The sequence below is a fragment of the Limnobacter parvus genome, assembly GCF_024623725.1.
Lineage (GTDB): Bacteria > Pseudomonadota > Gammaproteobacteria > Burkholderiales > Burkholderiaceae_B > Limnobacter > Limnobacter parvus.
Genome location: NZ_JANKHG010000018.1, coordinates 186,724 through 213,014, shown reverse-complemented (window position 1 = coordinate 213,014; position 26,291 = coordinate 186,724). Strand labels below are relative to the sequence as shown.

Sequence of the window (26,291 nt, the reverse complement as noted above, 5' to 3'; positions counted from 1 at the left end):
TGCGACAAGGCTCAATCGTTAAACAAGGTCAAAAAGCAAGCCAGTTTATGTAAATGCTCTTTAACAGCATCTAACTACCAACATTGTTGAATATTAACAATTGGCGGGTAACATATAGCCACGTTAATTTATGGTGCACCCAACAATGAATCTGGAAGCTCCCGATGTTCTGATTCGTACCGTGGGCGCGTTGGCTTTTGGGCTTAGCATCGCTGGGTTTTGTGTTATCTCCGAGCGCGGTACCAAACTGCTTTTTGCCATCTCCTCGTTTGCTTGGGGTCTTCAGTATTACCTTCTGGGTGTGCACACCGGCTTTTTGATCATGATGCTGACCGGGGTTCGTCAAGCAGTCACCATTTATTCCAACATCATGAGCAAACAACTGCGTTTGTTTCTAGTTTTCGCCTTTGGCAGTTTGGCAATCGCGATTGCGGTGTTCACCTGGCAGGGTTTGCTGGCCAGTTTGTTGCCTTTGCTCGCCACTTTGTTGGGGACTTGGGCACTGTTCATGATGGGCAATGTGGGCATGCGAAAAGCCACGTTGGCCACCAATGTGTTGTGGGCGGTACACGGATACCTATTCGATTCCTGGGAGCTTTGCCTGACCATGATCGTGATTACTGTGGCGAACCTGTATGGCTTGTATCGGTTGCGAGTTTCGCCGACGGTTGTTCCGTAAGCGATCGATATGTTTTGAGGTTCGTGTGCTGCATCGCCTTGCCTATGCAGGACATTTGCTCTGGGCGTGATCGCGAAGTTCCCGTGCTGCATCACCTTGCCTATGCAAGGCTTCTGGTTCCGGCTTAACGATTCTGGCTTGGGGTATGCAAAGCGCAATGGCGCCTTTGCATCGATTGCTGCGCAATCGCCCCGCGCTGCGAACCCGCCGGGAAGCCTCGCTTGAAATCGGCAATGTGATGCAGCACCCAAACCTCGCGATCACGCAAACTTGCGCCGAAGCCGAAGCTGGCGAAGGTCGCATTGCCCTCAGCCCGCCTTAAAGAAAGCCTGCCCGTTTGAATTCACACGCCACGTTCGGCGGCAAGCCGACACCGAGTTCGGCCATCAGTTTTGCCGAATCTCGATGAGTCAGTGTGAATTACAAAAAGGGAGTTTTCAGGCTTTCAGGCGGAATGAGGGCATGCGCCTGAGCAAGTCAAGGGGTCTAGGCAAGTGAAGTGCTTAGACATGCTCCTGAGCAAGCGAATCGGCATTTTTAAGGAATCGAGGCGCTTGGTCACGCAAACGCCAAGCTGGACGGCGCTTTACGTCACAAATTCGCACCGCATCACGCCATTTCCCTGCTAAAATGCAGCCTGTTTTCAAACCCTTGCATCATAAAGAGGCCCCGCGATGAACACGCGCCCCGCTTCTTCGCCTGCCCAGCACAACAGCCTTGTTGTCAACGGCGCCGCAGTCGAAGCCCAACTCCGTGAACTCCTTCAAAAACGCATCCTGATTCTGGACGGTGCAACCGGCACCATGATCCAGCAATACAAGCTCACGGAAGCCCAATACCGGGGCGAGCGTTTCGCTGATTTTCACCGCGATATCAAGGGTAACAATGAGTTGTTGGTCATAACCCAGCCCGCCATCATGACCGAGATTCATGAGCAGTACCTGGCCGCTGGCGCTGACATTCTGGAAACCAACACCTTCGGTGCCACCACCGTGGCGCAGGCCGACTACGACATGGAACATCTTGTTGATGAGATGAACCGCGAAGCTGCCCGCCTGTGCAAAGAAGCCTGCGTGAAGTACTCCACGCCCGAAAAGCCCCGCTTTGCCGCGGGTGCCTTGGGCCCCACGCCCAAAACTGCGTCAATCAGCCCCGATGTAAACGACCCCGGCGCGCGCAACATCACCTTTGATGAACTGGTCGCCACCTACTACCAGCAAACCAAAGGCTTGGTTGAGGGCGGCGTGGACCTGCTGCTGGTCGAGACCATTTTCGACACGCTGAACGCCAAAGCCGCGCTGTTCGCGATCGATCAGTATTTCGAAGATTCCGGCAACAAGTTGCCCATCATGATTTCCGGTACGGTGACCGATGCTTCGGGTCGTGTGTTGTCTGGCCAAACCGTGGAAGCGTTCTGGAATTCCGTGCGCCATGCCAATCCCATCACCATTGGTTTGAACTGCGCCTTGGGTGCATCGTTGATGCGCCCGTATGTGGCCGAATTGTCCAAAATTTGCGACGTGCCCATTTGCGTGTATCCCAACGCTGGCTTGCCCAACCCCATGAGCGACACCGGCTTTGACGAAACACCGGAAATTACCTCCAGCCTGGTAAAGGAATTCGCAGCGTCTGGCTTTTTGAACGTGGCCGGTGGCTGCTGTGGCACCACGCCTGATCACATTGCCGCCATTGCCAAAGCACTTGAAAACCAAAAGCCGCGCACCATTCCCACAGTCGAGCCCAAGTGCCGCCTGTCTGGCCTGGAACCTTTGAACATCGACGACAATAGCCTGTTCATCAACGTGGGCGAGCGAACCAACGTGACTGGTTCCAAAGCTTTCGCCCGCATGATTTTGAATGAGCAGTACGACGAAGCCCTCAGTGTGGCCCGCCAGCAAGTTGAAAACGGTGCGCAAATCGTGGATGTGAACATGGACGAAGCCATGCTCGACTCCAAAGCTGCCATGGTGAAATTCCTGAACCTGATGGCCTCTGAGCCCGATATTTCACGCGTGCCCGTGATGATCGACTCCTCAAAGTGGGAAGTGATTGAGGCCGGTTTGAAGTGCGTGCAGGGCAAGGCGGTGGTCAACTCCATTTCCATGAAGGAAGGCGTTGACGAATTCAAACGCCAGGCCAAGCTGTGCAAGCGCTATGGTGCCGCAGTCATCGTGATGGCCTTTGATGAAAAAGGCCAAGCCGACACCTACGCCCGCAAAATTGAAATTTGCGAACGCGCCTACAATATTCTGGTGAACGAAGTTGGCTTCCCCGCCGAAGACATTATTTTCGACCCGAATATTTTCGCGATTGCCACTGGCATTGAAGAACACGACAACTACGGCAACGACTTTATCGAAGCCACAGGCTGGATCAAGAAACACCTGCCACACGCCAAAATTTCAGGCGGTGTGTCCAACGTGTCATTCAGCTTCCGCGGCAATGAACCTGCGCGCGAAGCCATTCACACAGTGTTCCTGTACCACGCCATCAAAAATGGCATGACCATGGGTATTGTGAACGCCGGCATGATGGGTGTTTACGATGAACTGGAACCTGAACTGAAAGCCCGCGTGGAAGACATTGTGCTGAATCGACAGCCCAATCTTCCGTCCAACGATCCAGACTTTGGCAAATCAGCCACTGAACGAATGATCGAATTCGCAGGCACCCTGAAAGCTGGCGGCAAAAAACTTGAAGAAAACCTGGAATGGCGCAACCAGCCGGTACAAAAGCGCCTGGCCCATGCGCTGGTGCACGGCATTACCAACTTCATTGTTGAAGACACCGAAGAATGCCGCGCTGAAATCGCAGCCAACGGTGGCCGCCCAATCAATGTGATTGAAGGCCCGCTGATGGACGGCATGAATGTGGTTGGCGACCTGTTCGGTGCAGGCAAAATGTTCCTGCCGCAGGTGGTGAAAAGCGCCCGCGTCATGAAGCAGGCGGTGGCCCACCTTATTCCTTACATCGAAGAAGAGAAAAAGCAACTGGTTGCCGCTGGTGGCGACGCAAAAGCCAAAGGCAAAATTTTGATTGCCACGGTGAAAGGCGACGTGCACGACATTGGCAAAAACATCGTCACAGTAGTTCTTCAGTGCAACAACTTTGAAGTTGAAAACATGGGCGTGATGGTGCCCGCCGAGCAGATTCTGGCCAAGGCCAAAGAAATCAATGCCGACATCATCGGCTTGTCGGGTCTGATTACGCCATCGCTTGAAGAAATGGCCTATGTGGCTTCTGAAATGCAGCGCGACCCCTATTTCCGCGACCGTGGAATCCCGCTGCTAATTGGCGGTGCCACCACCAGCCGCGTACACACCGCCGTGAAAATTGCACCACATTACGAAGGCCCCACCGTGTACGTCAGCGATGCAAGCCGCTCCGTCGGCGTTGCTTCCAACTTGTTGTCCGATGAATCAGCCGACACTTTCAAGGCCGACCTGAAAGTTGAATACGAGCGCGTGCGCGAACAGCATGCCAACAAAAAGGCCCAACCGCTGATCAGCATTGAAGCCGCACGTGCCAACAAACAGCAGATCGACTGGGCTGCTTACACGCCGCCCAAGCCCAAGTTCATTGGCAAACGCTACTTCAAAAACTACGATTTGGCTGACATTGCCCAGTACATTGACTGGACCCCGTTTTTCCAAACCTGGGATTTGCATGGCGGTTACCCCCGTGTGCTGCAAGACGAACTGGTGGGCGACGCCGCCCGCAAAGTGTTCGCCGATGGCCAGGCCATGCTGAAAAAATGCATTGAAGGGCGCTGGCTGCAAGCGAATGCGGCGGTGGCGTTTTTCCCGGCAAACACTGTGAATGATGACCACATTGAAGTGTATGCCGACGAAAGCCGCAGCCAGGTGCTGTTCACCTACAGCCCGCTGCGCCAGCAAGGCGAAAAACGTGAAGGTATTGCCAACAAATCGCTGGCCGATTTCATTGCACCGAAAGGCCGGGGCGACGACTACATTGGCATGTTTGCGGTTACTGCTGGTTTGGGCGTGGAGAAGAAAGAAAAAGAATTCCAGGCCGCCCACGACGATTACTCCTCCATCATGTTCAAGGCCCTTGCCGATCGCATGGCCGAGGCCTTTGCCGAATGCCTGCACCAAAGGGTTCGCAAAGACCTGTGGGGTTATGTGGCCGACGAAACCTTGAGTAACGACGATCTGATCGCCGAGAAGTATCAAGGTATTCGTCCTGCACCGGGTTACCCCGCTTGCCCGGAACACACCATCAAGCGAAACATGTTTGAGGTAATGCAGTGCGAAGAAATTGGCATGACACTGACTGAAAGCCTGGCGATGAACCCGGCGGCCAGTGTGTCAGGTTTCTATTTTGCCAACCCGGAAAGTGATTACTTCAATGTGGGGCCAGTGGGTCAAGACCAATTCGGCGCCTTGCTGAGCTACAGCGGTCGTGAGGCGGACGACCTTAAAAGAGCTTTGTCTACCGTCTTGGCGTAATCAATCCCATCTCTCCCTTGCCTTGTCGTTCCTGAGGCAAGGGATTCACACTTTGTCCGTTTATACCCCTTCCATACCTCCATCTAGCTAACATTTCTGCGCAATCATTGCGCGGAAGGAACCATCCTGATTTCTCTGCCACTTATTCACATGCAGGGAAAAAATAAATAGGTCAACTGTACGCAGTGTGGCCAATGTTTCAGGGGTTCAGCACATGTTGGAAGCGCTCAATCGTTTTGCCCGTTTGGCGTCGGCTCGGTCCGAAGTGGTCGGTGCCTCACTCATCATCCTCATGATCGTCATGATGGTGATTCCTCTCAACCCCGCAGTGATCGACGTGCTGCTGGCTGTGAATATCTCCATCTGTATTCTGCTGGTCATCAGTGCTGTACTGATCGAAACCCCGCTCTCGTTCTCGTCATTCCCGGCCATCTTGTTGATGACCACGCTTTTCCGGCTTGCCCTGACTATTTCAACCACCCGGCTTATTTTGCTTGAAGCCGACGCCGGCCACATTGTTCAAACCTTCGGTGAGTTTGTGGTGGGCGGCAACATCGCAGTAGGTCTTACCATCTTCCTGATTATTTCAGTGGTGAACTTCCTGGTGGTCACCAAGGGTTCTGAGCGAGTTGCCGAGGTTGCCGCAAGATTCTCTCTAGATGGAATGCCGGGCAAGCAAATGTCAATCGACAGCGATCTTCGCGCTGGCCTCATTACGCAGCCCGTGGCCAAAAAACGCCGTTCCGATCTTGAAAAAGAATCACAGCTTTTTGGTGCCATGGACGGTGCCATCAAATTCGTAAAGAACGATGCCATTGCTGGCTTGGTTATTACGGTGGTGAACTTGCTGGGTGGGCTCACCGTGGGTATGTTGCAGCGTGACATGAGCTTTTCAGATGCAAGCCAGATTTACACAATTCTGTCGGTGGGTGATGGTCTGGTAGCAATCATCCCATCGTTGATGGTGTCGATTGCTGCGGGCCTTATCGTAACGCGCGTTACCAAAGGTGAAGCAGATGGTGCCAACGTTGCTCAGGACATGATTAAAGACTTGAGCAACAACAGCAATGCCTTGCAAATCAGTGGCATTGTTTGTTTGATGTTTGCCTTCGTGCCAGGCATGCCAAGTTTTGCCTTTGTCACGATCGCAGGTTGCTTTTTTGCAGGATGGTTCTTTGCCAGCAAGAAAAAGGAAAAAGCACCCCAGCTAAACGTGTCTGATCAGTTTCAAAGCATGGTGCACGGTGCCATGGGCGGCAAGATGGAAGACGTGCTTAGCACCGATACTTTCCCTGCCTTTGAAATTCGCATACCCGCATCTCTGGAACCTAACTCTGCCACCTTGGTGCAGAATATTTGCCGCATGGCAAGGAACAGACAGGTTGATCACCTGGGTATCTTGATTCCGGTATTTGAATTCAAGAAACATCCAGGTGATCTGGTCGAGTTCTATGTGTACGGCGTACCGTCATTGGAACTGGATATCTCCGACAAGCGCCTCACCTTGTTTGCCGAAATCGCAATACTCGATCAAATTGCGGGCCTGCAATATGAAATTGAAAAAGACGTAATTACGGGCAAGTTCAACCTCTTGTGTGATCCGATACACAAACTGTTGCTCGATCAGTCAGGCATTCAATACGAAACTTTCGAGACAAGACACATTGCAAGGGTCAGTGCGTTGGTCATTCAAAAAATTGATCAACTTTTCACCTTGAATGAATATCAGCGCCACGTCACCACTTTGGGCGACAAGTTTGGTGAGCAGCTCAAGGAACTGGAGCGTGTTTTGCCAATGACCAAGGTGGTTGGTGTCATGCAGCGTTTGATGGCAGAGCAGGTGTCCATCAAGAATTTCCGCTCCATCTTAAATTCCCTGATTGAGTGGGGCCAGCGGGAGCGAGACATTGGTGTTATTTCCGAGCAAGTTCGTCGCGGTCTACATGAGCAGATTTGCCACCAATATGTGGTCAATCGAAAGTTGAAGGTATTCATTCTTAGCCTTGAATTTGAGCAATTAATTCGAGAATCCTTGCGCAGCGATGTGGGCGGCGCATTTATCGACATTGATGCCAGTTCATTGAATGAATTGGTAGATCGCGTTGAATCGCAGATCAAGCAACATTTGGTTTACCAATACGTGCCTGTAATTATTTGCTCCATGGATTGCAGGCAGTTCGTACGCCAAATTATTCAGAACTCACTTTTCACTGTTCCGGTTCTTTCACACCAAGAGCTTTCTTCGGGGATCGATGTTGAGGTCTTGGGCTCGATTGAGCTGGAACAAGAATCAAAACAAATTAATTAAAACAGGTAACGCACATGCTTCATATTCAAATTAAAGCAAAATCCGGGCTGCATGCTGGTGCCTTGTGGAGATTCGATCAAACGTTTCTGACCATGGGTGCCCATCCACAAGCAGATGTTTTTCTGTGTGATCCTGACATACCAGACAATTTGATCACGTTGCGAAAAATGGGTCGTCGCTATGAGATTGAAAGCATCAATAGCGAAGCACGTTTAACCTCGCCTGATATGAAAAAGGTTGAGGCGACACTGTTTCCTTCGCAGTCACTGATGCTGGATTTCAGGCATGTGCAGTTAGAACTTGAGGTTCTAAATGCTTCGTATGGGTTGGCAACTTCCGTGCGAGACAAAGCCGCCCGAAACCTCTATCGGGCAGTGCAGTTTCTACGAAGTTTAGGTGCCAGGGCCATTGTGGCCTTCCTCTTTGTCATCAGCTTGCTGATCACAACCACTGTGTTGTTCTTTGGAACTGCAGGCGTTGTGAAGTCTCAGGCCAGCGTACCCAACAAGCTAGAGCAAGCAAAAAAGCGCAGTGATGTGATTCCTGTCAAAGCGCGAATGGCCATGAATATTGAACAGGAGTTCAATGCGTTAGCTCGAAGAATGTCTTTTACTTCAATGAATGTGAATGTAGAGAATGATGAAGTAGAAATCGACGTCGAGCTTTCGCGCGCTCAGGCCATTGAATTTGAGCGACTCCTTTCGCAGGTCACTCGCGACTACGGGAATGAAGTTGGAATCCGTGCATCCCTGCGTTTATCTGCAGAGCAACTTGCGATTGATGAGATCCAAGTGGAACAACTTGTTTTGGGTGTAAAGCCTGTTTTGGTTTTACGTGATGGCGAACGTCTGTACATCGGCGGCAACTACAACGGTGTAAAGCTGGTCGGTATTCAATCGGACAAAGTGGTTTTTCAAGGAAGCACTCTCTATGAGGTGATGCTGTAATGTCGAAGCTAGACTTGGAACTTCAGCCAACGGTTTTAAATGCAGATGCACTGCAGCAACTGCGCAGCCGTGTTAAAGCGCTAAGTCCAGTCCGGCGAATCGGTTTTGTTAACGAGATTGTTGTAACAACCGTGAAGGCCAATTTGCCCGATGTTGTTCAAGGCGAACTGTGCGAAATTGAATCCACCAATGGTCAGGTGGTGTTGGGTGAAGTGATTGCATTTACTGAACATGAAGCAACTATTTCTTGTCTTCAGTCGGTGGTCGGAATCGCCCTGGGTGCAAAGGTTACCCCACTGGGCAAACCACATTGCGTGAAAGCAGACGACCGGGTTATGGCCACGGTACTGGACGGCATGGGGCGCAGCATGGATGAGCCAAACAATTGGCGCCTGGGTGTCTTATCCACAGAACAAGATGCAATACCTGTTATTCGCCCGGCACCACCCGCAACCCAGCGCCCGCCTGTTGCCGAAGCGTTCACCACTCAGATACGTGTTATCGATGGTTTGCTCACCCTGGGTATCGGACAAAGACTCGGTATTTTCGCCCCACCCGGTTGCGGTAAAAGTACATTGATGGCGCAAATTGTACGTGGCGCAAATGTGGATGCGGTTGTATTCGGATTGGTGGGTGAACGTGGTCGTGAACTGCGTGAATTCATGGAACGAGAAATTTCTGACGATATTCGGGCAAAAAGTTTTTTTGTGTGCGCAACATCCGATCGCTCACCTATCGAAAGGGTGCGAGCAGCATTCACAGCCACTTCAATTGCAGAGTATTTACGTGATCAGGGAAAGTCCGTTTTGTTGGTGGTCGACTCCCTGACCCGACTCGCACGTGCACAACGGGAAGTTGGCCTTATGGCGGGTGAGCCCTCAACCCAGTCAGGCTTTACACCTTCCGTGTATTCAATTCTTCCGGAGTTAATCGAGCGTTCAGGACGCACTTCCAAAGGCAGTATTACTGCCGTGTACACAGTATTGATGGAAGGAGAGAAGCTTGAAGATGATCCAATCGCCAGCGAAGCCAAAAGCTTGCTGGATGGCCACATTGTTTTAAGCAACAAACTCGTTGAGAAAAGCCATTTTCCCGCCATTGATGTTTTAAAAAGTTTGTCTCGAGTGGCCAGCCACGTGGCCAGCACGCGAACTCAAAGTGCCGCTGCGGCATTACGTCGCGCGTATTCCCTGTTTCAGGAAGTTGAGTTATTGATTCGACTGAATGAATATCAGCCTGGCACAGACCCTTTGATTGATGAGGCCGTACTGATCAAGCCAAAGCTTGATGAGTGGTGCAAGCAAGGACGTTTTGACATCGACTCACCCAAGCAGGCGCTATCTCGATTGGACGCAATTGTGTCCAAATTCGAAAGTGTAGTCAGGTCCAGAGGTTAAGGTGAATTCGATTGAGAAAGAGCTCAAGCAAATCGAACAAATTCGAAAGTTGAGGGTGGATAACTTCCGTCGCCAGCAAGGTATTGTGGCTGCCGAGAGGAATCAGGCAGCCAGACAGATTCAACAAGCAGAAGAAGCGTATCAAAGCACCGAGATTGAGCTAATCGGAGAACAAAAAAATCAGCTTCAAGCATTGAAAAGCTCAAGCTCTGTCAAGTCTCACGAGGTCGTTGCTTATACAAAACTTCAACTCAAAGGCGTCAAACAGATTAAAGACGCATTCAATCATGTTGAAGACTCAAAAGCAAAGCTTAAAGAGGTTCAAGAAAGACTTAATTCAAGCACGGTTGAACTAAATCGGGCGGAAAAGAAACTCATTGGTTTGCAGGAAGTAATTAAAGAAGAACTCTGGGAATGAAAAATTGATGACTGAAGTAGATCCAGTTGAGATTCTTCAAAACGAACCGCAAAGGTGGAGTTTTGAAAGCCTCCGTTCTGTGCGTTATGACCCCACGCATACAACGGTATTTGCGCGCTCATGCGGCATACTTCAGCGTTTTTATGAATATGAAACTGAAACCCAGTCGGAATTGGCGTTTCGAAGGGTCACTGGTTTACCCTTCAAGGGGTCACTGGGCGATTTGATCTGGCTTAGTGCGTCGAATGAACACAGTGCGGACATATCGATCGGTGTGGACAGTGCCTATGTTTATGAAAGAACAGGTTGCTTTGTCACGCCAAAGTTAGCTGCCTGGGGTGGCGGATCAGTCGTGCCTCTCTTCGACATCGTGTGTGCGGCAATCAATGAAATTGAGAATCTGTTGAACATTCGTGTTAACCGGTTCATGACACTTGAAGAACTGCCCAAGAAAAGCCCTTCAAATTATCTGGCTGTGGATCATCGAAGAGTCTGTAAAGTTTTCATTCTCGGTAACCCAGTAACCATCGGCGCTTTGGAAGAGCAGGTGCGTCATTATTGCCCCGCGTTCTGGGCTGACCACGAAACCATGTCAAAGGTGGTTCATTTTGAAATGTCGGTTTATTTAAATCCTGTTCAGCGCATCTGGGCCAGTGAGGAACTTGGCTCGCTTGGGTTAGGCGATTTGGTGGCTGTCCAGAATTACACCGCTGACTCAGTATCCAAAAGCCTGCGCGGCTTCTTGCGATTTCGTGGAAACAAGTTTTCCAAATCCAAATATGAGGTATTTCTCGTGATGAATGAAGAAGACACCAAGCTTCACTATGGTTCCGACGACATTAATAAATTTGAGCAGGAGGAGTCTGACAAGTTGTTGGCACCTCATGAGCAAATTGAATTGGAGATTCATGCGGGCCGAACGACGATTCTGTTCAACGACTTGTGTAGTGTTCAAGCCGGCACCTTGATTGAGCTGCGTGAACATGCCTTGCCCACTGTCACTTTGTGCGTGATGGGTTCGCCAATTCTTGAAGGCGAACTGGTTCATTTCCAGGATCAGCTGATGGTTCAGGTTACAAGACGACTGGACTAAAAAGGGTTTTCACATGAACGAGAGCATTAATCCAATCGGGTTAATCGTTACGATCGCTTCACTGTCTGTGTTGCCTTTGGTCGCGGTTACTTGTACCTCTTTTCTGAAAATATCAGCAGTGTTGCTAATCCTCAGGAATGCAATTGGCGTCCAACAGGTGCCCTCGAATATGGTGCTGTATGGTATTTCAATGGTCATGACCTTGTTGGTCATGGGCCCCATATTGACCGATGCAGGAAATCGATTTGCCCCGGAAGGAAAAATGCCTGTTTCCGGCGTTGAAGTGCTGGAATCAATTAACTCCGCGGTTCCCCCGTTCAAGAAATTCATGCTTGCCAATGTGGATGAAGACTACCTGAACAGCTTCCACAGTACCGCGCAGCAATTTCAGAAAAAATACAGCTCTGCGCCAGTTGAGAAAACAGATCTTTTTGTGGTCATGCCCGCATTTGTTGCTTCCGAGCTGGCAGACGCATTTCGTATTGGGCTGTATCTGTATCTACCATTTGTGATCATTGATTTGGCGGTATCCAGCGCATTGATGGCCTTGGGCATGATGATGGTGTCGCCGATGTCACTGACCGTGCCTGCAAAAATCGTTCTTTTTGTTGCTGTAGAAGGATGGGCAAAAGTCCTTCAAGGTTTGGTTAATTCTTACTTGATGTGACCCATGCTCTCCTACTATGTTAATCAAGCATTGCTGCTTTCACTGTTGATCTCGGCACCCGTCGTCATCGTGACGGTTATTTTGGGTTTGCTGTTGGGCTTGCTACAGGCTATTTTCCAGCTTCAGGATCAGGCACTTCCCTTTGGCATCAAGCTTGTTGCAGTTGTTTTGGTCTTGTTCGCTACGGGGCCGTGGATTGCACAAACCTTGATTCAGTTCACAGATTTAATGCTGGATTTGATCTCGCGGAGCGCCAAGCTGCCATGATTGAATTGATGGGAGATACAGGTGATGGTCTGCGAGATTTCATCGCCGTTATCTCTTATCACCTGCCCCGTGCTGCGGCTTTCATGTGGTTCTTTCCACTCTTTGCGAAGGGATATACCAGTCCATTCATCAAAGCGGCCGTGGGTGCCACACTGGTCATGTACCCGGCTTTGGCATCCACTGAATTCTACACCGTTGGAATCGCCGTTCCTTCCTTCAACGTCCTTACTTTTGTGAGCGAAATTCTTTTGGGTGTGTTGCTTGGGCTGACCATTGCCTTGCCATACCACGCATTTAAAGGTTTTGGTGCGTTGGTGGATGTGTATCGCGGGGCTACATTTTCTGCCCAGGTAAGCGGTAATGATTCCGGCGAAGAGCTGCCACTTGAAACTTTATTTGGCCTCTTGTTTGCCGCCTTAATGTTTGCAGGCCCCGGTTTGCACGCAGTCACGGTGCATTTACTACAAAGCTATCTTTTAATGCCGCCCGGCACTTTGGTGATGGGTGGGTTTGATACCTGGATTACGACATTGATGAGATTGACAGCAGATTCGATTGCGTTCGCTGTGCTTCTAAGTGGCCCAGTGTTAATTGCCATTCTGGTTGTTGAACTGGCAGTAGAAATTGTGTCCGCATTTGCCCAGCAACTGCAGGTGTACAGTCTGGAATATGGCTTGCGCAGTGTGTTTGGGATTGCCGCTTTGTTGGCGCTGATGCACTACGCAGAAGATGAAATCTTTCATCTGTTTCGAAATTACAGCGAAAGTCTTTTTTTGTTGCTGGAGGGTATGCAATGAGCGGCGAAAAAACCGAACAACCCACGCAGAAAAAGCTGGATGACGCCAGAAAAAAGGGCCAGGTCGCTGTTTCCAAAGACATGCAGATCGTAGTGAAACTGGGCATGTTTTACCTGGTGTTTTTTTGGCTTTCAGACAGTTATGCTCCTCGTTTTGTCGAACTGATTGATTTGATTATTGACAGTGGGTTCAATCAGCAGGGCCACTTTTCACCCGTCATATTTAATCTTGCCAACGAAATCCTTTTTTTGATTGTTGGCCCTTTGGTGGCAGTGTGTGCAATCGCCGCGACTTTGATGACCTGGGCCCAGATTGGATTTCTGGTCGCTCCCGAAGCTTTGATACCTTCGTTCAAAAAATTCGATGCGGTGTCAAATGTAAAAAACATGCTTTCCAAGAAAAGTTTTATTCAGCTTTTTCTTAATGTTGGCAAAGTTTTAATCTTGTCGTGGGTGGCTTACCTGGTGTTCATGGACAGTTTGTCCAACATGATCAATAGCTACAGAGTGGGTATCGGGTATTTCTTTACAGTACTGGTTGATTGCTTAAAAGACATTATCTTTTTCTCGCTGGCCTTGTTCCTGATTCTTGCCGCCATCGATTGGGCAGCAGAATACATGAATTACATCAAGAACAATCGAATGAGTAAAAATGACATTAAGGATGAGCACAAGCAGAGCGAAGGCAGCCCAGAGAACAAGAACCGCAGGCGCAGAGAGCACAGAAGCATCTTGAATTCCTCGCTGAACAAAATGGGTGATGCAAAGGCCATTGTGGCCAACCCAACTCACATTGCAGTCGCGCTGGACTACGAACCTGGAAAACATGATTTGCCTTTTATTCTTTGTATGGGCGTAGATGATGAAGCAATGCAGATGCGCAAGCGAGCCAAGGAGCTCGGTATACCGGTGATCGTCAATGTGCCTTTGGCAAGAAGCCTGTATTCCGATTGTGAAGAAGAGGAATACATCAAGAAGGAACATCTTGTTTTGGCTGCAGAAGTGTTTCGCGCAGTGGTTCAACTTAGCCAAACAAACGGCACAACAGATTCCCCCCCATCAGAACACTGACCCTGATTGTTTCAATATTGGAACTTCCGCCTGTTTTAAGTCACAGAAACAGGTAGTGGTCTGCCCGGTATGCAGTCGGACAGGGCCAATGTTCAATTTGGAAGGGTTCACGCGATGCAAACCACAGAGCTACATCTGATTCAGTTACTTCCACCTGCGGTGGTCTTAATCATTCTAGTTGCTGCCTGCTATTACTTTTATAGCCGGTATGTGACGCCCTCACGGGAACTGCGCAGCCTTTTGGCAAAAACCAGCGTCACCATTCGTTCAATGAGCGATGGCGATGAAGGAATGCGGCGTATTGGTGCAGCAAAGGTGTTTCAAAATACGCCTCTGGAATCCGTGTGGAAGGACTTTGCCAAAACCTTGCACACCCAGACCATCAGCAATTCCGAGTCAAAGCGTGTTCGAAAGTCCAGATTGACAGTACCCGTGTCTTATTGTTTTTCTGTGGCGACTGTGATTGATCGCCCTTTGGGGGTTGATTATTTCAAGCATCTGCCCGGTATTCTTACTGGCATCGGCATCATCGGAACCTTCTCTGGCCTGTTGTTTGGGCTTTCCAACTTCGACGCTTCCAATGTTGAGCAAATGAACAAAAGCGTTGCCATGCTGCTTGCTGGTGTCCGCGACGCTTTTTACGCTTCGGCTGCCGCAATTACTGTTGCCATGGTTATTACGCATTGGGAAAAACTGCTTTACCGTCACTGTCTGAAGTCCCTGGATGATCTGGTGGATGCACTCAACAATCTTTTTGAAGCGGGTGTTGGCGAAGAATATTTGGCCACTCTAGTGCATCATTCTGCCAACTCCAGTGATCAGGCCAAAAGCTTAAAAGATGAGTTGATCCAGGCCATGGTGCCAGTGATTCGGCAACTGGAAACTGTTCAAACTCAACAATTGGAAGGCTTGGGTGAGGTTCTTAGTCAAGCATTGAACGAGTCGAACCGGCGCTTGGCTACGCAACTGGAAACTGCCCTCATTCGTCAGGTGAAAACACCGATCGAAGAAATGGGACGAAATCTTGAAAATCGTATTAGTCACATTAGAAACAGCCCGCAAGATCTGGCGCTAAAGGTTATTCGCGCCCGCCAGCAAGAAGGTGGCGCAGAGTTAACGACGGAGGCGCCATGAGCTCCGGCAAATACCAGCCATCCAGCTCACTGGATGACGCTGAGAAGCCCTTCTGGATTTCTTATGCAGATTTGATGACAGCGTTGATGATCTTATTTTTGGTCATCATGGTGACTGCTTTATCGAATATCAGCGCCAAAACACAAGAAGTAATGAAACAAAGCGAGAAAGTTGAAACTGTGATTGAAAACCAAGAGGTTCGTCAGTCCGAAATAGAAAGCGTGTGCGACTTTCTTGCCGAACGGACCGCCGAATCGTTGCGTGGTGTGTATGTTGATTGCAAGTTAAATCGCATCAATTTCGGTGAGGTTGGGCGGTTCAAAACAGATGAATTCAAGCTGGGGGCAGACGGAGTCGAGGCTCTTGAGGGCATGGTGCCCTTGATTCTGGAAGCCGCTGAAACTCCGTTGGGGAAGAAGTGGCTGAAACAGATCTTGATTGAAGGGTTCACCGACACCGATGGCTCGTATCTGTACAACTTGAACTTGAGCTTGAAGCGGTCCGAGTGGGTGATGTGTACCCTGCTGCAAAACGAGCATGCTAGCAATGTCAACTTAACTGCTGAACAGCGTCGCCAAATCAAGAAATTGTTTCTCGCTGGCGGTGTTGCGTTCAATAACTCCCGTGAATCCAAGGGCGCAAGTCGTCGAGTTGAATTGCGGCTGCAGTTTTATGGCCTTGATTCCGAAGAAGGCGTTAACCGCACCAATGAAGCGAAGTTCGATGACATAGGCCCAGAGCGTTGCATGATTTAACACGCTTAAATTTGGCGCGTTGGGATTATTGGAACTATTCGCCATTGCAGGGCACTTAAAGTAACGATCAGTATTGGAGTGAGAACATGACGGTTAACCCCAGCTCAGCTTTGCCTGTTACTTTGGGTCAGGCAACTCAAATCCAGGCGCCAGCGGAAAACGTCGCTCAGTTCAAATCCCTGATGATGAGCATTGAAAGCTCGCTGGGTAAAAGCCAATCCAGTTTGGATGACAAAAAAAGCTCTAGTGAATGGGCTGGCTCCAGTCTTTTGGAAGACACCGCGATACGGGTGAATCTGGCGGAGAAAGCAGTTCATCGACTCGAGAAAGACATCAACAGTAAAACCGCTGAAATGAGTACGGCCAACGACTTAAAAGGCAATCTTGCTCAATTGATGGTTGAGCAAAGACATGCCCAAACTTACTATTTTGTTGGATTAAACCGGGTAGGCGAGGCTTCCCAAAATTTTTCCGAAGAGTTGCAGTCCGTGACGCGGGGGCGTTGATCATGTCACGCATTGGTTCAACCGTTTTGCAGTTAATCGTCTCCTTTATTTTTCTGGGGTCAATTACTGCTTGTTCCGACAGAACAAATTTGTTTACGGGGCTAAGTCAAGCCGAAGGCAATGAAATTTACTCGTCTCTGCTCGAGGCTGGCATTCCAGCCGAGAAAAGTTCAGGCAAAGAGGGGGAAATCATTACAGTTCCTCAACAAATGTCGTCTGAAGCGTTGCGAATTCTCGAAAAGAAAGGTTTGCCTCGCGACAAGAAAACCTCGATTGGCGAAGTGTTTAAAAAAGACAGCATGATCAGTTCGCCTTTGGAAGAGCGTGCGCGCTATCTGTATGCCTTGTCGCAAGAACTGGAGCAAACTGTAATGGACATGGATGGCGTATTGTCTGCCCGTGTGCACATAGTTCTTCCCGAGCGCTCGAATCCCGGCGAGGCATTATCCCCTTCATCAGCAGCGGTATTTGTTAAGTATGCCGATGGCGCAAGCTTTCCAGCATATGTACCTCAAGTAAGGGAGCTGATTTTCAAAAGCATACCTGGGCTTAGTGGTGACGCACAGCGCAGCGTAACGATTGCGGCAGTGCCCTCAGAGGCCAAGGTAGACAATTGTGTGCCTTTGCTTTGGTACGGCCCAATCGCCTTGCATCCCGAAGACAAGTTTTATTTTCTCAGCATTGTGTACTTGTTTTTTGGCATGTGGGCTTTGTCTTTGGGCATTGTCTGGTTGCAGGCCAAAGATCCGTCGGAGTGGCCCGAGTCGTTGTTGAAATTTAAATCGAGGTTCATGAAATGAACGGCAGTCTGCGCTTCGACACTCAGTGGTGGGCATGGTGGTCAAATCCGCTAGTGAATGTGCATGATGAACAGCTTGCTGTATTGCCCGTAATCACACAGAAAACGCAAAAACTGGATTACTTCAAGTTATTCGAATTGCGAAGTGTACTCGCACTTCCAGACATGCCAGATGATTCTCTGGATACCAAGCTTCAGCTACGCGCTTTGGCTTTGGCCAGTCGAAGTCAGTTGGAAAGTCATTTTTTAAAGCTGGCTGTATGGGGCATGGATACAAGCATTCTCCACGCCAGGGCACAAGACTGGCAATCGAATTACGGGATTACTTCGCCGGATCACATTCGTGAAATCGTCACACTACGAAACGAAATGCCAGGCGAAATATACGTGTGGCACGACACGTTCGCAAGCCAACTAAAAATGCTCAATAGCCAGCCCGTGCTAGTCGGTGACAGGGCTCTTCTAAGTCTTGCAATCTATTTGAAAAGTTTTTTCCCGCTGTTGTATGCACGTTGGAAGTTGACTGTTCCGTTGGCAATTTCTGAACTTGCATCGAAGCTTGAATCGATTCCTCTTGATTTGTGGGAGACGATCGACTCGCTTACTTCGTTTGCAATCGAATCGCTTCACCACGAAATTTTTGAACCCTTCAAAGCGGACAGTATGGAAATGCCTGATCTTGAAGGGTTGGACGAGTTGGATGAATTTGACCTGCCGAGCGATCTAAGTCGGGGGTTCAGTCATGCTTAAGCTGCTTCGTCGCGTGGAGTTTCCTGATCAACTTCAAGCAGCGGCCCCTTTAATAAAGGCCTCATTGCTTCGTCATGTTAGCGATTACCACAGCATTGTTCACCAAGCCAATCTGGAAGCCCAGCATATTGTCAGTGAGGCGCGCGAAGAAGCAAAACACATCCGTGAATCTGCCCGGCAAGAAGCTTTGGGGGAACTGCAAAAAGAATTGAAGTCAATCGCATCGCTGTTTGCAGCCGAGGTGGTTGGCTACAGGCAGAGAGCAACCTCGGTTTGCCTTGAAATTTGTACTGCCTTGCTCGAAAACATGATGGGTGAATGTGATGAAAAGTCAAAAATGCGCCTGTTAATCGTTGCATTGCTGGAACGAAGTCACAGTGCCCGGGAACTTACATTGCAGGCGCACCCTGATCAGCTTGCACTGGTGGAGCGCACTTTGATGGATGTACTGGGTGGTCAACTGAACTACAGAAAATGCACCGTACAAAGCAATGAAGAGCTGGGCTTGTTTGAGTTAAACATTACTACCGCAAATGGCGCGCAGATCATTGTTTCAATCGAGAACCTGATGCACATGTATCAGGAAGAAATTGACTCGCTGAAGCCCGAAATTCAAAGGGCATTTCAAGGAACTGGGGAAGTAAATGAAGTCGCCACATAAATTATTGTCTGGTTTTGTGATCGCATGCGCCGTGCTATTTGGCCCGATCAGCACTGTTTATTCGCAAGCCAAGGGTGATACAAAAATTTACATTGCACAAGGTGAAGGCGCAAAACTGGTATTGCGAAATTTACTCTCGATGTTTGGCAAAAAACTGGTGGCAGATGGCTTGACTTCTGCCCCCGTCAGCGGTCGATTTGAAGCGAAATCGGTTGAAGACGTGATGGGCTATTTTCAAAGCGCGTATCAAATTAACTGGTTCCAGAATGGAAACACGGTGTATGCCTACAGTGTGGGGGATTGGAGTACCAAACGCCTTTATGTGGGCGGGGAGCGCTCAAATGACGACTGGAAGCAGATGATTGAGTCTGCAGGGTTGGCTTACAAAGAATTCAATGTGGTTTATAGCCAAGATCACAAAGAGCTTCTCGTTGCCGGGCCCCGGTCATATCTGAAGCTTTTGGAAAGCGCTTTCAAGCAGGAGCGACCTGATCCGTCAGAACAGGACAAGTACGGCATTGAGTTGATGGTGTTTCCTTTGAAGCATGCCTCAGTTGAAGACCGCATAACAAATTTGCGCGGATCGAGCGTGGTGACTCCGGGCGCATTGACCGTATTGCTAAATCTGCTCAACTTACCGAGCCAGTCAATGTCGGTTGCGCCCGAGCTTAAAAGCCAGTCCTCTATGAAGTCAAGAAATAACATGCCAACCGGTATAGTTGGTATGGGTGATTTAGCAGCATCCCAAGGCAACGCCGGGCGGATGGGGCAAATAGCGGATATCGGGGGCGCAGCGTCGAAGCAGGACCCCTCTAAAGAAGCTGCATTAAGCGTGACTTCAGACCCTAGAACCAATGCAATTTTAATTCGTGATGCCAAAACCAAATACAGCTATTACAAAACCTTGATCGACCAATTGGATAAGCCCGTTCAAATGGTCGAGATTGAAGCCATGTTGATCGAGATTGATCAACGAAGCTTGAACCAGTTAGGTATGGAGTTTGGAATAATCAGCTCTCGGTTTGGATATGATTTCCCAGGTGATGCGGTTGGTCGGCCCAACCTGGTCCCGCGCCCAAACCTTATACCCGGAAGTAACTCAATTATTGACCCAGCCCAGTTCATGGTGAGGCTTAGGGCATTGGCCGCTGACGAGCAAGCCAAAGTGCTGGCACGCCCCACAATTGTTACTCAAGACAACGTGTCTGCTTACATCGATTTAAGCCAAACCTTGTTTTTGCCGGTTTCCGGTGAGCGTGTTGCCGATGTGGTCGAAGTAACTGCAGGTAGCTTGTTGCAAGTTACGCCGCGCGTGGTGTTTGAAAATGGAGATGAAAAAATATTCCTTCGTGTTGAAATTCAGGACGGAAGTTTGGTCAATTCAATCGGGCAAGGTATTCAAACGCCTCAAGTTCAAAATACATCGCTAAGTACACAGGCTCTAATTCATCGTGAGAAGGCCATTTTGATTGGTGGTTATAACCGGGACAGCAGTGAAGACAAAGAATACAAAGTACCCGGGTTGAGTAGTTTGCCTTTCATTGGAAAAGTGTTTACCAGTACAGAAAAGAAAAGCCAGACCGTTGCGCGTTTGTTTCTGATTACACCCAAGCTGGTCGATGGTGGTGCATTGCACGATACCCAATCAACCAAGAGTGCACTGGATAAAATGCAGATGTCTTTCAAGATCAAGGAACCTGAGTCTGCCCCGGTTCCCACACTTCTAAAAATTGATGGATCTTTGAGGAGGTAATTGACATGGCCGTAGAAGTCAAAGGAGTTCCTCAGGTAGTTACTGCGCAAGAAGCGTTGCAAAGCGGGCAGCGCCCGCAAAATACCCTAACTACGAAAGAAAAATCCAAGGTGGGGCGCTTTGTAGAAGCGCATAGAACCAGCAAGACGGGCCATCAGCCTGACGCTGTTCAGCAGATTAGAAATGCAGAGTTAGGCAAGCCACAAATAAGCGCAGCAGAGCAAATGGCTGCTGTCGCTTCATCTGGCAGGTTGAATCGGCCAGGTTCAAGCTCACGAAAGTTTTTCAAGCAGATGTACAAGGTTTTGTTCATCGACAATGAAGACTTCCTGAATCGTGATCTGCTCCATTTTGTTAAATCTTTGAAGCAAGCATCCAGTGGCTTTGTTGAGTCGTCTTCAACGCTGAGCCAAGATCAAAAAACTTTAAGAAAGTACCTGCTTGCGGAAATTGGTCAAAATACAGATTTTCTAAGCCAATCAGACCAACGTTTGTTGAACGCCTACAAGGCCAACTTAAGTGCAGCCGAAGAGGACTTCATTCAGCAATCAATTGCGGCATTCAAGTCTGCCGCCTCACAGCCCATGAAAAGGGTAAGTCAACGAGAATTTGTTAAAGCCTTTGCCGTAATGGACACCTCAGAGGCAGAAACCAGCAATGAATTGGCGCGGTGTTTCAAACTTTATGCACATTTGATTGATGCGCCAGACTTTGTCAGTCAAATGAAAATGGTTCGCCACGGCTTAATTGATTTGCTGAAACGTGAAAACGTAAAACAGAAAAAGGGTGAAAACCGGACCAGAGAGCATCAAATTGCATCAAGAATCAATGCAATAAACCTGCTTATTAAATCGCATTTGATTAACAAGAAATTTCTGGATGTATGTAATAGGTCTGCACTGAAGTCACTTCCAAAGTTAAGCGCCCTGGTCGAACACTGTTACCAGATTGTAGTAGCCATAGATTTGGTTGCTGGGGTCACTGCATTGATAAAGGCTTCGGCCCAGGTAAAGGGTGAAGGAAAACAGGCCAAAGGTGTTTTTATTGCAAATTTTGACAGGCTTGTACTTCAAAGTGACTTGTACAAGGACCTTTACAAAAACAGTGCGCACCGCCAGCACATTGTTGATGCAATAACCAAACACGCCAAAGCTTTTGCTGTGCTTTCTCCAGGTGAAGCGTGAGCGAAGAAGATGAATCATCTATCGTTCCCAACCTAGAGCGTCTGGATGATTGGGTGCTCTTGCCAGAAGAACCAAATTCATGGGGCTATAGGGGAGATTACTTTGTTGTTTGGGTGGCAGACACGCCGCCTCATTCCTCGGTAATCGAAGCTTGCAAGGCACTTCAAAAAGATTCACTTGCATTTCCTGCCTTTACCGTTCGCATGGTTGAAGCCCCATCTTTCGGCTTGATTGCCAATTCCAAAAATGCAATTGGTTTTGAAGACGCCATTCGTGCGAAAGCAACCTTGGAAAAAATTATTTGGGAAATACAGCGAGTCAGTAGATAACTTAGCAGGTAATCAATCATGAAGATTCAAAATGACGGCGAGAGAAATCCTAACGACCTATCTACCTTGGTGAAACGGCGACTGGAAAAAAAGGCTGCTGGTATTACTTATCAAGCCGACTTGGTTATGAACAAGCCGGTGCACAACAAATCCATCGAAACACAAAAAGAGCATGAACATGAAAAGCCTTTGGTTGATGCATTCAATTCCCTGATGTTGGGCTTTCAGTCTGAGTTTGAACCTCCTTCGCCGCAAGACGATGCAAACCGGGGGGCCGGAAAATTTCCGACTACCCAGCGATACCCAGAATTAAATGGAACTTCAAATCCTTTTTCCGCACTTAATAAACAGGAGGTCTCTGAAATTAAAGCAGTTACCTCTGAAAGAAAAGTTGAGTTCATGGTGGATTTGCATGATTTGGGTAAGGTGAAGGTGCTTGGTCAGTTCAACGGAAGTGGTCTTCAGGTTCAGTTGGTATTGCCCAGTGTATTGCCCAAGTCAAAGCATGAATCGTTGGCAAAAATATTAAGCACCCAGTTGGCGAAAGCGGTTGGTGTACCTGTGGAGATTCAAATTGATTGATCCTGCTTCAGCTATAGAAGTTTCGCCTTCGGCGGGCGGTGGTGTTAAGGCAAATGCTTCACCTAACCTGGTTCAAGATTTTGAGGCTTTGATGAACAATCCTGCTCCGGTGCCGGGCACCGTGGTGAACTTTGTTCAAAAAGCAGAAGGAAGTTTGAAAGCCACTGAAAGCAAAATTGAATCCAAGCTTGATGATTTTGGATCAAGTGGTCAGGTTTCGTCGCTGATCGATGCCATGCACCAAAGTAGTTTGCGGTCAGTTTCCCTTCAGCTGACATCTAAAGTGGGTGCGAAGGTTTCAGAGGGTTTTGAGCAGTTGGTAAAGCAGCAATAAATCATAGTTTGTTGTGAATTTTTGAATGTAGCAAGGAGGTTGTATGGAAGTTCTTGATGCAGGGCAGAAGGTTTTCGCTTTTGCTGACCGGCATGGCAAAAAAATCTCTGAACTTATATCCATGCCTGATTTTGGTAGTTCAGTTGTTGATGGTGCCACATTGAATTATGAAATGACAATGATGGGCATTTATTGGCAGATGGCGGGGACTTTGGTGAAAGAAATGACTGAGCCACTTAAAAGTATTGTCAACAAGTAGGAGTTGAAAATGGAGGTAAGCAACGCGACATCTGTAAACCAAACTGATGCTGTTCCGACAGCTGATGAAACCGAAGCAGCCGAGGCTGCATTTGAACAGCAAATGATGGATTCACTTTTTCGTGAAATATTGTTGGCAGATTCACCCTTTAAAGAAATGAATTAAGGAGAAATAATCATGGCTCAAGCCAATGGTCAGGTAGGTGCTATATCAGCAGCGCTTCAAGCTTCTGAAGACGAAGTTCGGCGATTATCAGGAGAGCTGGGAGCGGCTGTAGACGTTACGCAAGCCGCTCGAATCAAGGCGGATCTTGATTTGGAAATTCAAGAGATGGTTATGAATGCAAAAGCATTGGAGTCTTTTACCGATGGTGTGGCAAAGGGCAACGCTGCTGCTGGTATTCGATAATAGAAGTTTTGTTGTTTAAGACTTTGGGTTTTCGAATCAATACATCAGGTTTGAAAACCCAAATATAAGGAGATGCCGTTATGTTTCTTTCAGATGCGAAAGGTTTATCGGATCATTTAAATCACGATTTCGAAGAATATGATCGGGCCAAGGACATTGCGGCTATTAATAAAAGCTTTAGCCAAGTTAGTGCGGGCAATACATTGTCGGCCGATTTAACGCTGTTTTCCGTTAATCTTTTAAGAAGCACATACCCCGCTGAACAGCTCACAGCAATGGCTGAGGAAGTTACTCCGATTGAGATGGAAGTTAAGCAGTTGGTTAATAATCTAACGGGTGCTAATTCTTCTGATAAAGACACCGCTTACAAAATTAGTTCGCATTCATTGCAGGGCATTCAGGCCATGGTGCAGAAAAATGGAAAAGACGGTGTTATGTCAGATCTGATCTTGAGTAAGATCGCAAATGACAATTTGACAGAAATTGAACTTAGCCCAAAAGAGGCACAAAATCTTGCTGTGGTTTTGCGAGAAAATCTATCGAATTTAATTCTTGCTAAATTTACTAGTGAGGCACTTATGGGAACTATAAGAACCCATAAAGAACAAACAACTAGCACTATAAAACAATTCGAAGACACTGTTTCTGGTCAATTCAGTATTTTGCGTTAAGGAAATTGATATGTCTACAGCCAACCCTACAGCAGCTGGAAATCCGCCAGTTCATTCTACCAACGTTGAAAAAAATTCTGCGCCCCCAAGCCTTGATAAACTCACAGACAATTGGTTGGCTGTTAATGGTTTTAGCGATATTTCCGAAGTTGGTATTGACGACCTTGAAAAGTTCTATAACCATCTTAAGATTATGTTGGAAAGGTATCCTCAACTAAAAAATTCCTTCCAGTTTATGAGCACTTTGGACAGAGTTGAGAATCTGTATGCAGAATGGTCCAAGTTGCCTCCCGATCTTGATTTTAATTCGGTCAAGCTTCAATACGCTTTAGTTGAAGATTTTATGAGCATATTGGGTTCTGCCGGCAGCGAAAACACGTCGGCTGTTGAAATGTTGGATACGGCAAAGGCCGTTAATGCCCAGTTCGACAAAATCCAGGATTTTATGGAGAACCGGAATTACACAGCCGATTCCCCTGACGCCATGATTGCGGAAATAAAAGCATTTCAGGGCAGCGTTGCCAAGCTTGGGGATTTGGGTTTGTCCGATTCTGAACTTCAGGCAACCGGGCTTGGCGAAGAGGGCTGGTTATTAATCTCGCTAACACGCGCTGTATCAAGTTATGAAACTGGAAAATCAGCGGGTGCAGACGAAGCGAAGAACGCTAGCGTTTTTAGAAGCAATGTGGCCACTGCAAAGCTGGGTTATGTAAAGCAACAGAATTTGAATGAATCTGTTGTTGTTTCCCATCAGAACGCAATTGACGCTGAGTCATTGGTTCAAATGGACAAAATTACGGACGCATCAGAAATTCAATGGTTGCTTGAGTCTGCAGATCCGGAAGCGATCGACAATTACATCCACGCTTTATCGGACAAGCTGAGCAAGTGCCCCGACACGCCTGAACATTCTTTATTGCGGGGATACATAACAACTCTAATTGGCGCAGCCCGTGAGCTTAAGTCTGCGTTGCAAAATGTGGGTATGGGCTTTCATACGGCTTTCTATGCGTTTGTCGACAAAACAACCAGCGCTACAAAAGTTTTTAACACTGGTCTTGCGGGGTATGCCAGGGATGAAGGCGATTTGGCACTTGAAGAGACTTTCAAAGGCAGTGCAAGACAAGCTGAGGAGCTTAGAAACACGATTCTCAGGATTTTGAATCAAATCGCCGAAAGGTGGCTTGAGGCCTACAAGGAGATTCGTTGATGAATATCGTTTTTGATCAGGCTGTCACTGAAAACCTTGAGACATACGGCGATTCAATTGAATCTTTTGAAAAATTCATTCTCGATTTGACTGAATCATTGAGAGAACTCATCGAGAGTGGTTTTCAAGAAACAAGCAGACTTGAACTGGCTGAAAATGAAAAGGCACGTGAAGCCACTGACAAGATGCTGAAGAGCTGGGACAAAGCCGAATCAGCCCGAGTTTGGGGCATGGTCGCCAAGGCTTTTGGATTTGCTATTGTCGCTTTGACTATGGCCACGCCCTTGGTGTGTTTAACACCCATGACTGCTGCAATGGCAATGACTACGCTTGTTTCCTTGGCAGCCTCCCCTCTGATTGAAAAAGGTTTCGCCAAACTTGCGGAGGAGTTAGGACCGGTAGCAGGTCCAATTGTGGGTTTGCTGGTTATGGCTGCCTTGTTGTTGGTGGCCTGTCGAGGATGTGCCGCCGGCTTTTCGAAAATGTCTGCGAAGGCAATGACCATGCCAAATGTGACAACAGCCATTTCAAACTTAAAAACTGCGTTTATGAATGCAACCAAGGGTGGTTTGTCTACCCAGCAACTGAATGCGGTGCAAGCCTTTTGTGACAAATTGAATTATTCCATGCTGGGTGTGCAGTCGGGTGCGCAATTGGCAACCTCGACGTTCAGGTTCCAGGCTCAAAGCCTAATGGCTAATGTAGATATGGATAAGTCGGATATGCAGGATATTTTGAGTTTGATTGACGCGTTGATGGATGAAACACAGCTAACCAAACAGCAGCATGACGCCGCAATTGATATGTTGAGCACCATTTACACCCCCGCCCCCAAATTTTAAGG

Annotated in this window: 29 protein-coding genes; all 29 read left to right on the top strand. The window is 48.2% G+C overall.

Features of this window, described 5'->3' with window-relative positions:
- Window positions 1-145 precede the first annotated feature (145 nt).
- The 29 genes from NSP04_RS11425 to NSP04_RS11285 all read left to right on the top strand — a co-directional run bounded on the left by NSP04_RS11425 (window position 146) and on the right by NSP04_RS11285 (window position 26,289).
- A complete protein-coding gene (locus tag NSP04_RS11425; RefSeq protein WP_257512481.1) occupies window positions 146-679 on the top strand; it encodes a YgjV family protein in 534 nt (177 codons plus the stop codon).
- A gap of 145 nt (window positions 680-824) precedes the next feature.
- Window positions 825-1,001, top strand: coding sequence for a hypothetical protein (locus tag NSP04_RS11420; RefSeq protein WP_257512480.1), 177 nt, complete (start codon window positions 825-827; stop codon window positions 999-1,001).
- A gap of 352 nt (window positions 1,002-1,353) precedes the next feature.
- On the top strand, window positions 1,354-5,148 hold the full coding sequence (metH, locus tag NSP04_RS11415) for a methionine synthase (RefSeq protein WP_257512479.1): 3,795 nt from the start codon (window positions 1,354-1,356) through the stop codon (window positions 5,146-5,148).
- Between the two features lie 214 nt (window positions 5,149-5,362).
- Window positions 5,363-7,456: a flagellar biosynthesis protein FlhA gene (locus tag NSP04_RS11410; protein WP_257512478.1), complete on the top strand. Its 2,094-nt coding sequence runs from the start codon at window positions 5,363-5,365 to the stop codon at window positions 7,454-7,456.
- Window positions 7,457-7,470: 14 nt separating this feature from the next.
- Window positions 7,471-8,403, top strand: coding sequence for an FHA domain-containing protein (locus NSP04_RS11405; protein ID WP_257512477.1), 933 nt, complete (start codon window positions 7,471-7,473; stop codon window positions 8,401-8,403).
- Window positions 8,403-9,800, top strand: coding sequence for a FliI/YscN family ATPase (locus NSP04_RS11400; RefSeq protein WP_257512476.1), 1,398 nt, complete (start codon window positions 8,403-8,405; stop codon window positions 9,798-9,800). The genes NSP04_RS11405 and NSP04_RS11400 overlap by 1 nt, the downstream gene beginning before the upstream one ends.
- 1 nt (window position 9,801) lies before the next feature.
- Entirely contained in the window at window positions 9,802-10,218 is a 417-nt protein-coding gene (locus NSP04_RS11395) for an Atg14 domain-containing protein (RefSeq protein WP_257512475.1), read from the top strand.
- Between the two features lie 7 nt (window positions 10,219-10,225).
- Window positions 10,226-11,311: a FliM/FliN family flagellar motor switch protein gene (locus NSP04_RS11390; protein WP_257512474.1), complete on the top strand. Its 1,086-nt coding sequence runs from the start codon at window positions 10,226-10,228 to the stop codon at window positions 11,309-11,311.
- Between the two features lie 13 nt (window positions 11,312-11,324).
- The gene (gene sctR, locus NSP04_RS11385; protein ID WP_257512473.1) at window positions 11,325-11,978 is read left to right on the top strand and encodes a type III secretion system export apparatus subunit SctR; all 654 of its coding nucleotides are present in this window, start codon (window positions 11,325-11,327) and stop codon (window positions 11,976-11,978) included.
- A gap of 3 nt (window positions 11,979-11,981) precedes the next feature.
- Window positions 11,982-12,245: a type III secretion system export apparatus subunit SctS gene (gene sctS, locus NSP04_RS11380; RefSeq protein WP_257512472.1), complete on the top strand. Its 264-nt coding sequence runs from the start codon at window positions 11,982-11,984 to the stop codon at window positions 12,243-12,245.
- Window positions 12,242-13,042 (top strand): EscT/YscT/HrcT family type III secretion system export apparatus protein, encoded by an 801-nt coding sequence (locus NSP04_RS11375; protein WP_257512471.1) that lies wholly within the window; start codon window positions 12,242-12,244, stop codon window positions 13,040-13,042. The genes sctS and NSP04_RS11375 overlap by 4 nt, the downstream gene beginning before the upstream one ends.
- A complete protein-coding gene (locus NSP04_RS11370; protein WP_257512470.1) occupies window positions 13,039-14,112 on the top strand; it encodes an EscU/YscU/HrcU family type III secretion system export apparatus switch protein in 1,074 nt (357 codons plus the stop codon). The genes NSP04_RS11375 and NSP04_RS11370 overlap by 4 nt, the downstream gene beginning before the upstream one ends.
- A gap of 114 nt (window positions 14,113-14,226) precedes the next feature.
- Window positions 14,227-15,246, top strand: a complete 1,020-nt coding sequence (locus tag NSP04_RS11365) for an anti-phage protein ZorA-like protein (protein WP_257512469.1) — start codon at window positions 14,227-14,229, stop codon at window positions 15,244-15,246.
- Window positions 15,243-16,001, top strand: a complete 759-nt coding sequence (locus NSP04_RS11360) for a flagellar motor protein MotB (protein ID WP_257512468.1) — start codon at window positions 15,243-15,245, stop codon at window positions 15,999-16,001. Before NSP04_RS11365 ends, NSP04_RS11360 begins: the two co-directional genes overlap by 4 nt.
- Window positions 16,002-16,087: 86 nt before the next feature.
- Window positions 16,088-16,507, top strand: coding sequence for a hypothetical protein (locus NSP04_RS11355; RefSeq protein ID WP_257512467.1), 420 nt, complete (start codon window positions 16,088-16,090; stop codon window positions 16,505-16,507).
- A gap of 2 nt (window positions 16,508-16,509) precedes the next feature.
- Window positions 16,510-17,307 (top strand): type III secretion system inner membrane ring lipoprotein SctJ, encoded by a 798-nt coding sequence (gene sctJ, locus NSP04_RS11350; RefSeq protein WP_257512466.1) that lies wholly within the window; start codon window positions 16,510-16,512, stop codon window positions 17,305-17,307.
- On the top strand, window positions 17,304-18,056 hold the full coding sequence (locus tag NSP04_RS11345) for a hypothetical protein (protein WP_257512465.1): 753 nt from the start codon (window positions 17,304-17,306) through the stop codon (window positions 18,054-18,056). Before sctJ ends, NSP04_RS11345 begins: the two co-directional genes overlap by 4 nt.
- The gene (locus NSP04_RS11340) at window positions 18,049-18,717 is read left to right on the top strand and encodes an HrpE/YscL family type III secretion apparatus protein (protein ID WP_257512464.1); all 669 of its coding nucleotides are present in this window, start codon (window positions 18,049-18,051) and stop codon (window positions 18,715-18,717) included. Before NSP04_RS11345 ends, NSP04_RS11340 begins: the two co-directional genes overlap by 8 nt.
- The gene (gene sctC, locus NSP04_RS11335; RefSeq protein ID WP_257512463.1) at window positions 18,701-20,470 is read left to right on the top strand and encodes a type III secretion system outer membrane ring subunit SctC; all 1,770 of its coding nucleotides are present in this window, start codon (window positions 18,701-18,703) and stop codon (window positions 20,468-20,470) included. The genes NSP04_RS11340 and sctC overlap by 17 nt, the downstream gene beginning before the upstream one ends.
- 5 nt (window positions 20,471-20,475) lie before the next feature.
- Window positions 20,476-21,654, top strand: a complete 1,179-nt coding sequence (locus NSP04_RS11330) for a hypothetical protein (RefSeq protein ID WP_257512462.1) — start codon at window positions 20,476-20,478, stop codon at window positions 21,652-21,654.
- Window positions 21,651-21,983: a hypothetical protein gene (locus tag NSP04_RS11325; RefSeq protein WP_257512461.1), complete on the top strand. Its 333-nt coding sequence runs from the start codon at window positions 21,651-21,653 to the stop codon at window positions 21,981-21,983. The genes NSP04_RS11330 and NSP04_RS11325 overlap by 4 nt, the downstream gene beginning before the upstream one ends.
- Before the next feature lie 18 nt (window positions 21,984-22,001).
- Window positions 22,002-22,565: a hypothetical protein gene (locus NSP04_RS11320; protein WP_257512460.1), complete on the top strand. Its 564-nt coding sequence runs from the start codon at window positions 22,002-22,004 to the stop codon at window positions 22,563-22,565.
- Between the two features lie 91 nt (window positions 22,566-22,656).
- Complete coding sequence (locus NSP04_RS11315) at window positions 22,657-22,899, top strand: hypothetical protein (protein WP_257512459.1); 243 nt, start codon at window positions 22,657-22,659, stop codon at window positions 22,897-22,899.
- 43 nt (window positions 22,900-22,942) lie between these two features.
- Window positions 22,943-23,158, top strand: a complete 216-nt coding sequence (locus tag NSP04_RS11310) for a hypothetical protein (protein ID WP_257512458.1) — start codon at window positions 22,943-22,945, stop codon at window positions 23,156-23,158.
- 9 nt (window positions 23,159-23,167) lie between these two features.
- Window positions 23,168-23,323, top strand: coding sequence for a hypothetical protein (locus tag NSP04_RS11305; RefSeq protein ID WP_257512457.1), 156 nt, complete (start codon window positions 23,168-23,170; stop codon window positions 23,321-23,323).
- 12 nt (window positions 23,324-23,335) lie between these two features.
- Window positions 23,336-23,566 (top strand): hypothetical protein, encoded by a 231-nt coding sequence (locus tag NSP04_RS11300; RefSeq protein ID WP_257512456.1) that lies wholly within the window; start codon window positions 23,336-23,338, stop codon window positions 23,564-23,566.
- An 80-nt stretch (window positions 23,567-23,646) separates the two neighbouring features.
- Window positions 23,647-24,237 (top strand): hypothetical protein, encoded by a 591-nt coding sequence (locus NSP04_RS11295; RefSeq protein ID WP_257512455.1) that lies wholly within the window; start codon window positions 23,647-23,649, stop codon window positions 24,235-24,237.
- A gap of 10 nt (window positions 24,238-24,247) precedes the next feature.
- Entirely contained in the window at window positions 24,248-25,447 is a 1,200-nt protein-coding gene (locus NSP04_RS11290; RefSeq protein WP_257512454.1) for a hypothetical protein, read from the top strand.
- Window positions 25,447-26,289 (top strand): hypothetical protein, encoded by an 843-nt coding sequence (locus NSP04_RS11285; protein ID WP_257512453.1) that lies wholly within the window; start codon window positions 25,447-25,449, stop codon window positions 26,287-26,289. The genes NSP04_RS11290 and NSP04_RS11285 overlap by 1 nt, the downstream gene beginning before the upstream one ends.
- Window positions 26,290-26,291 lie beyond the last annotated feature (2 nt).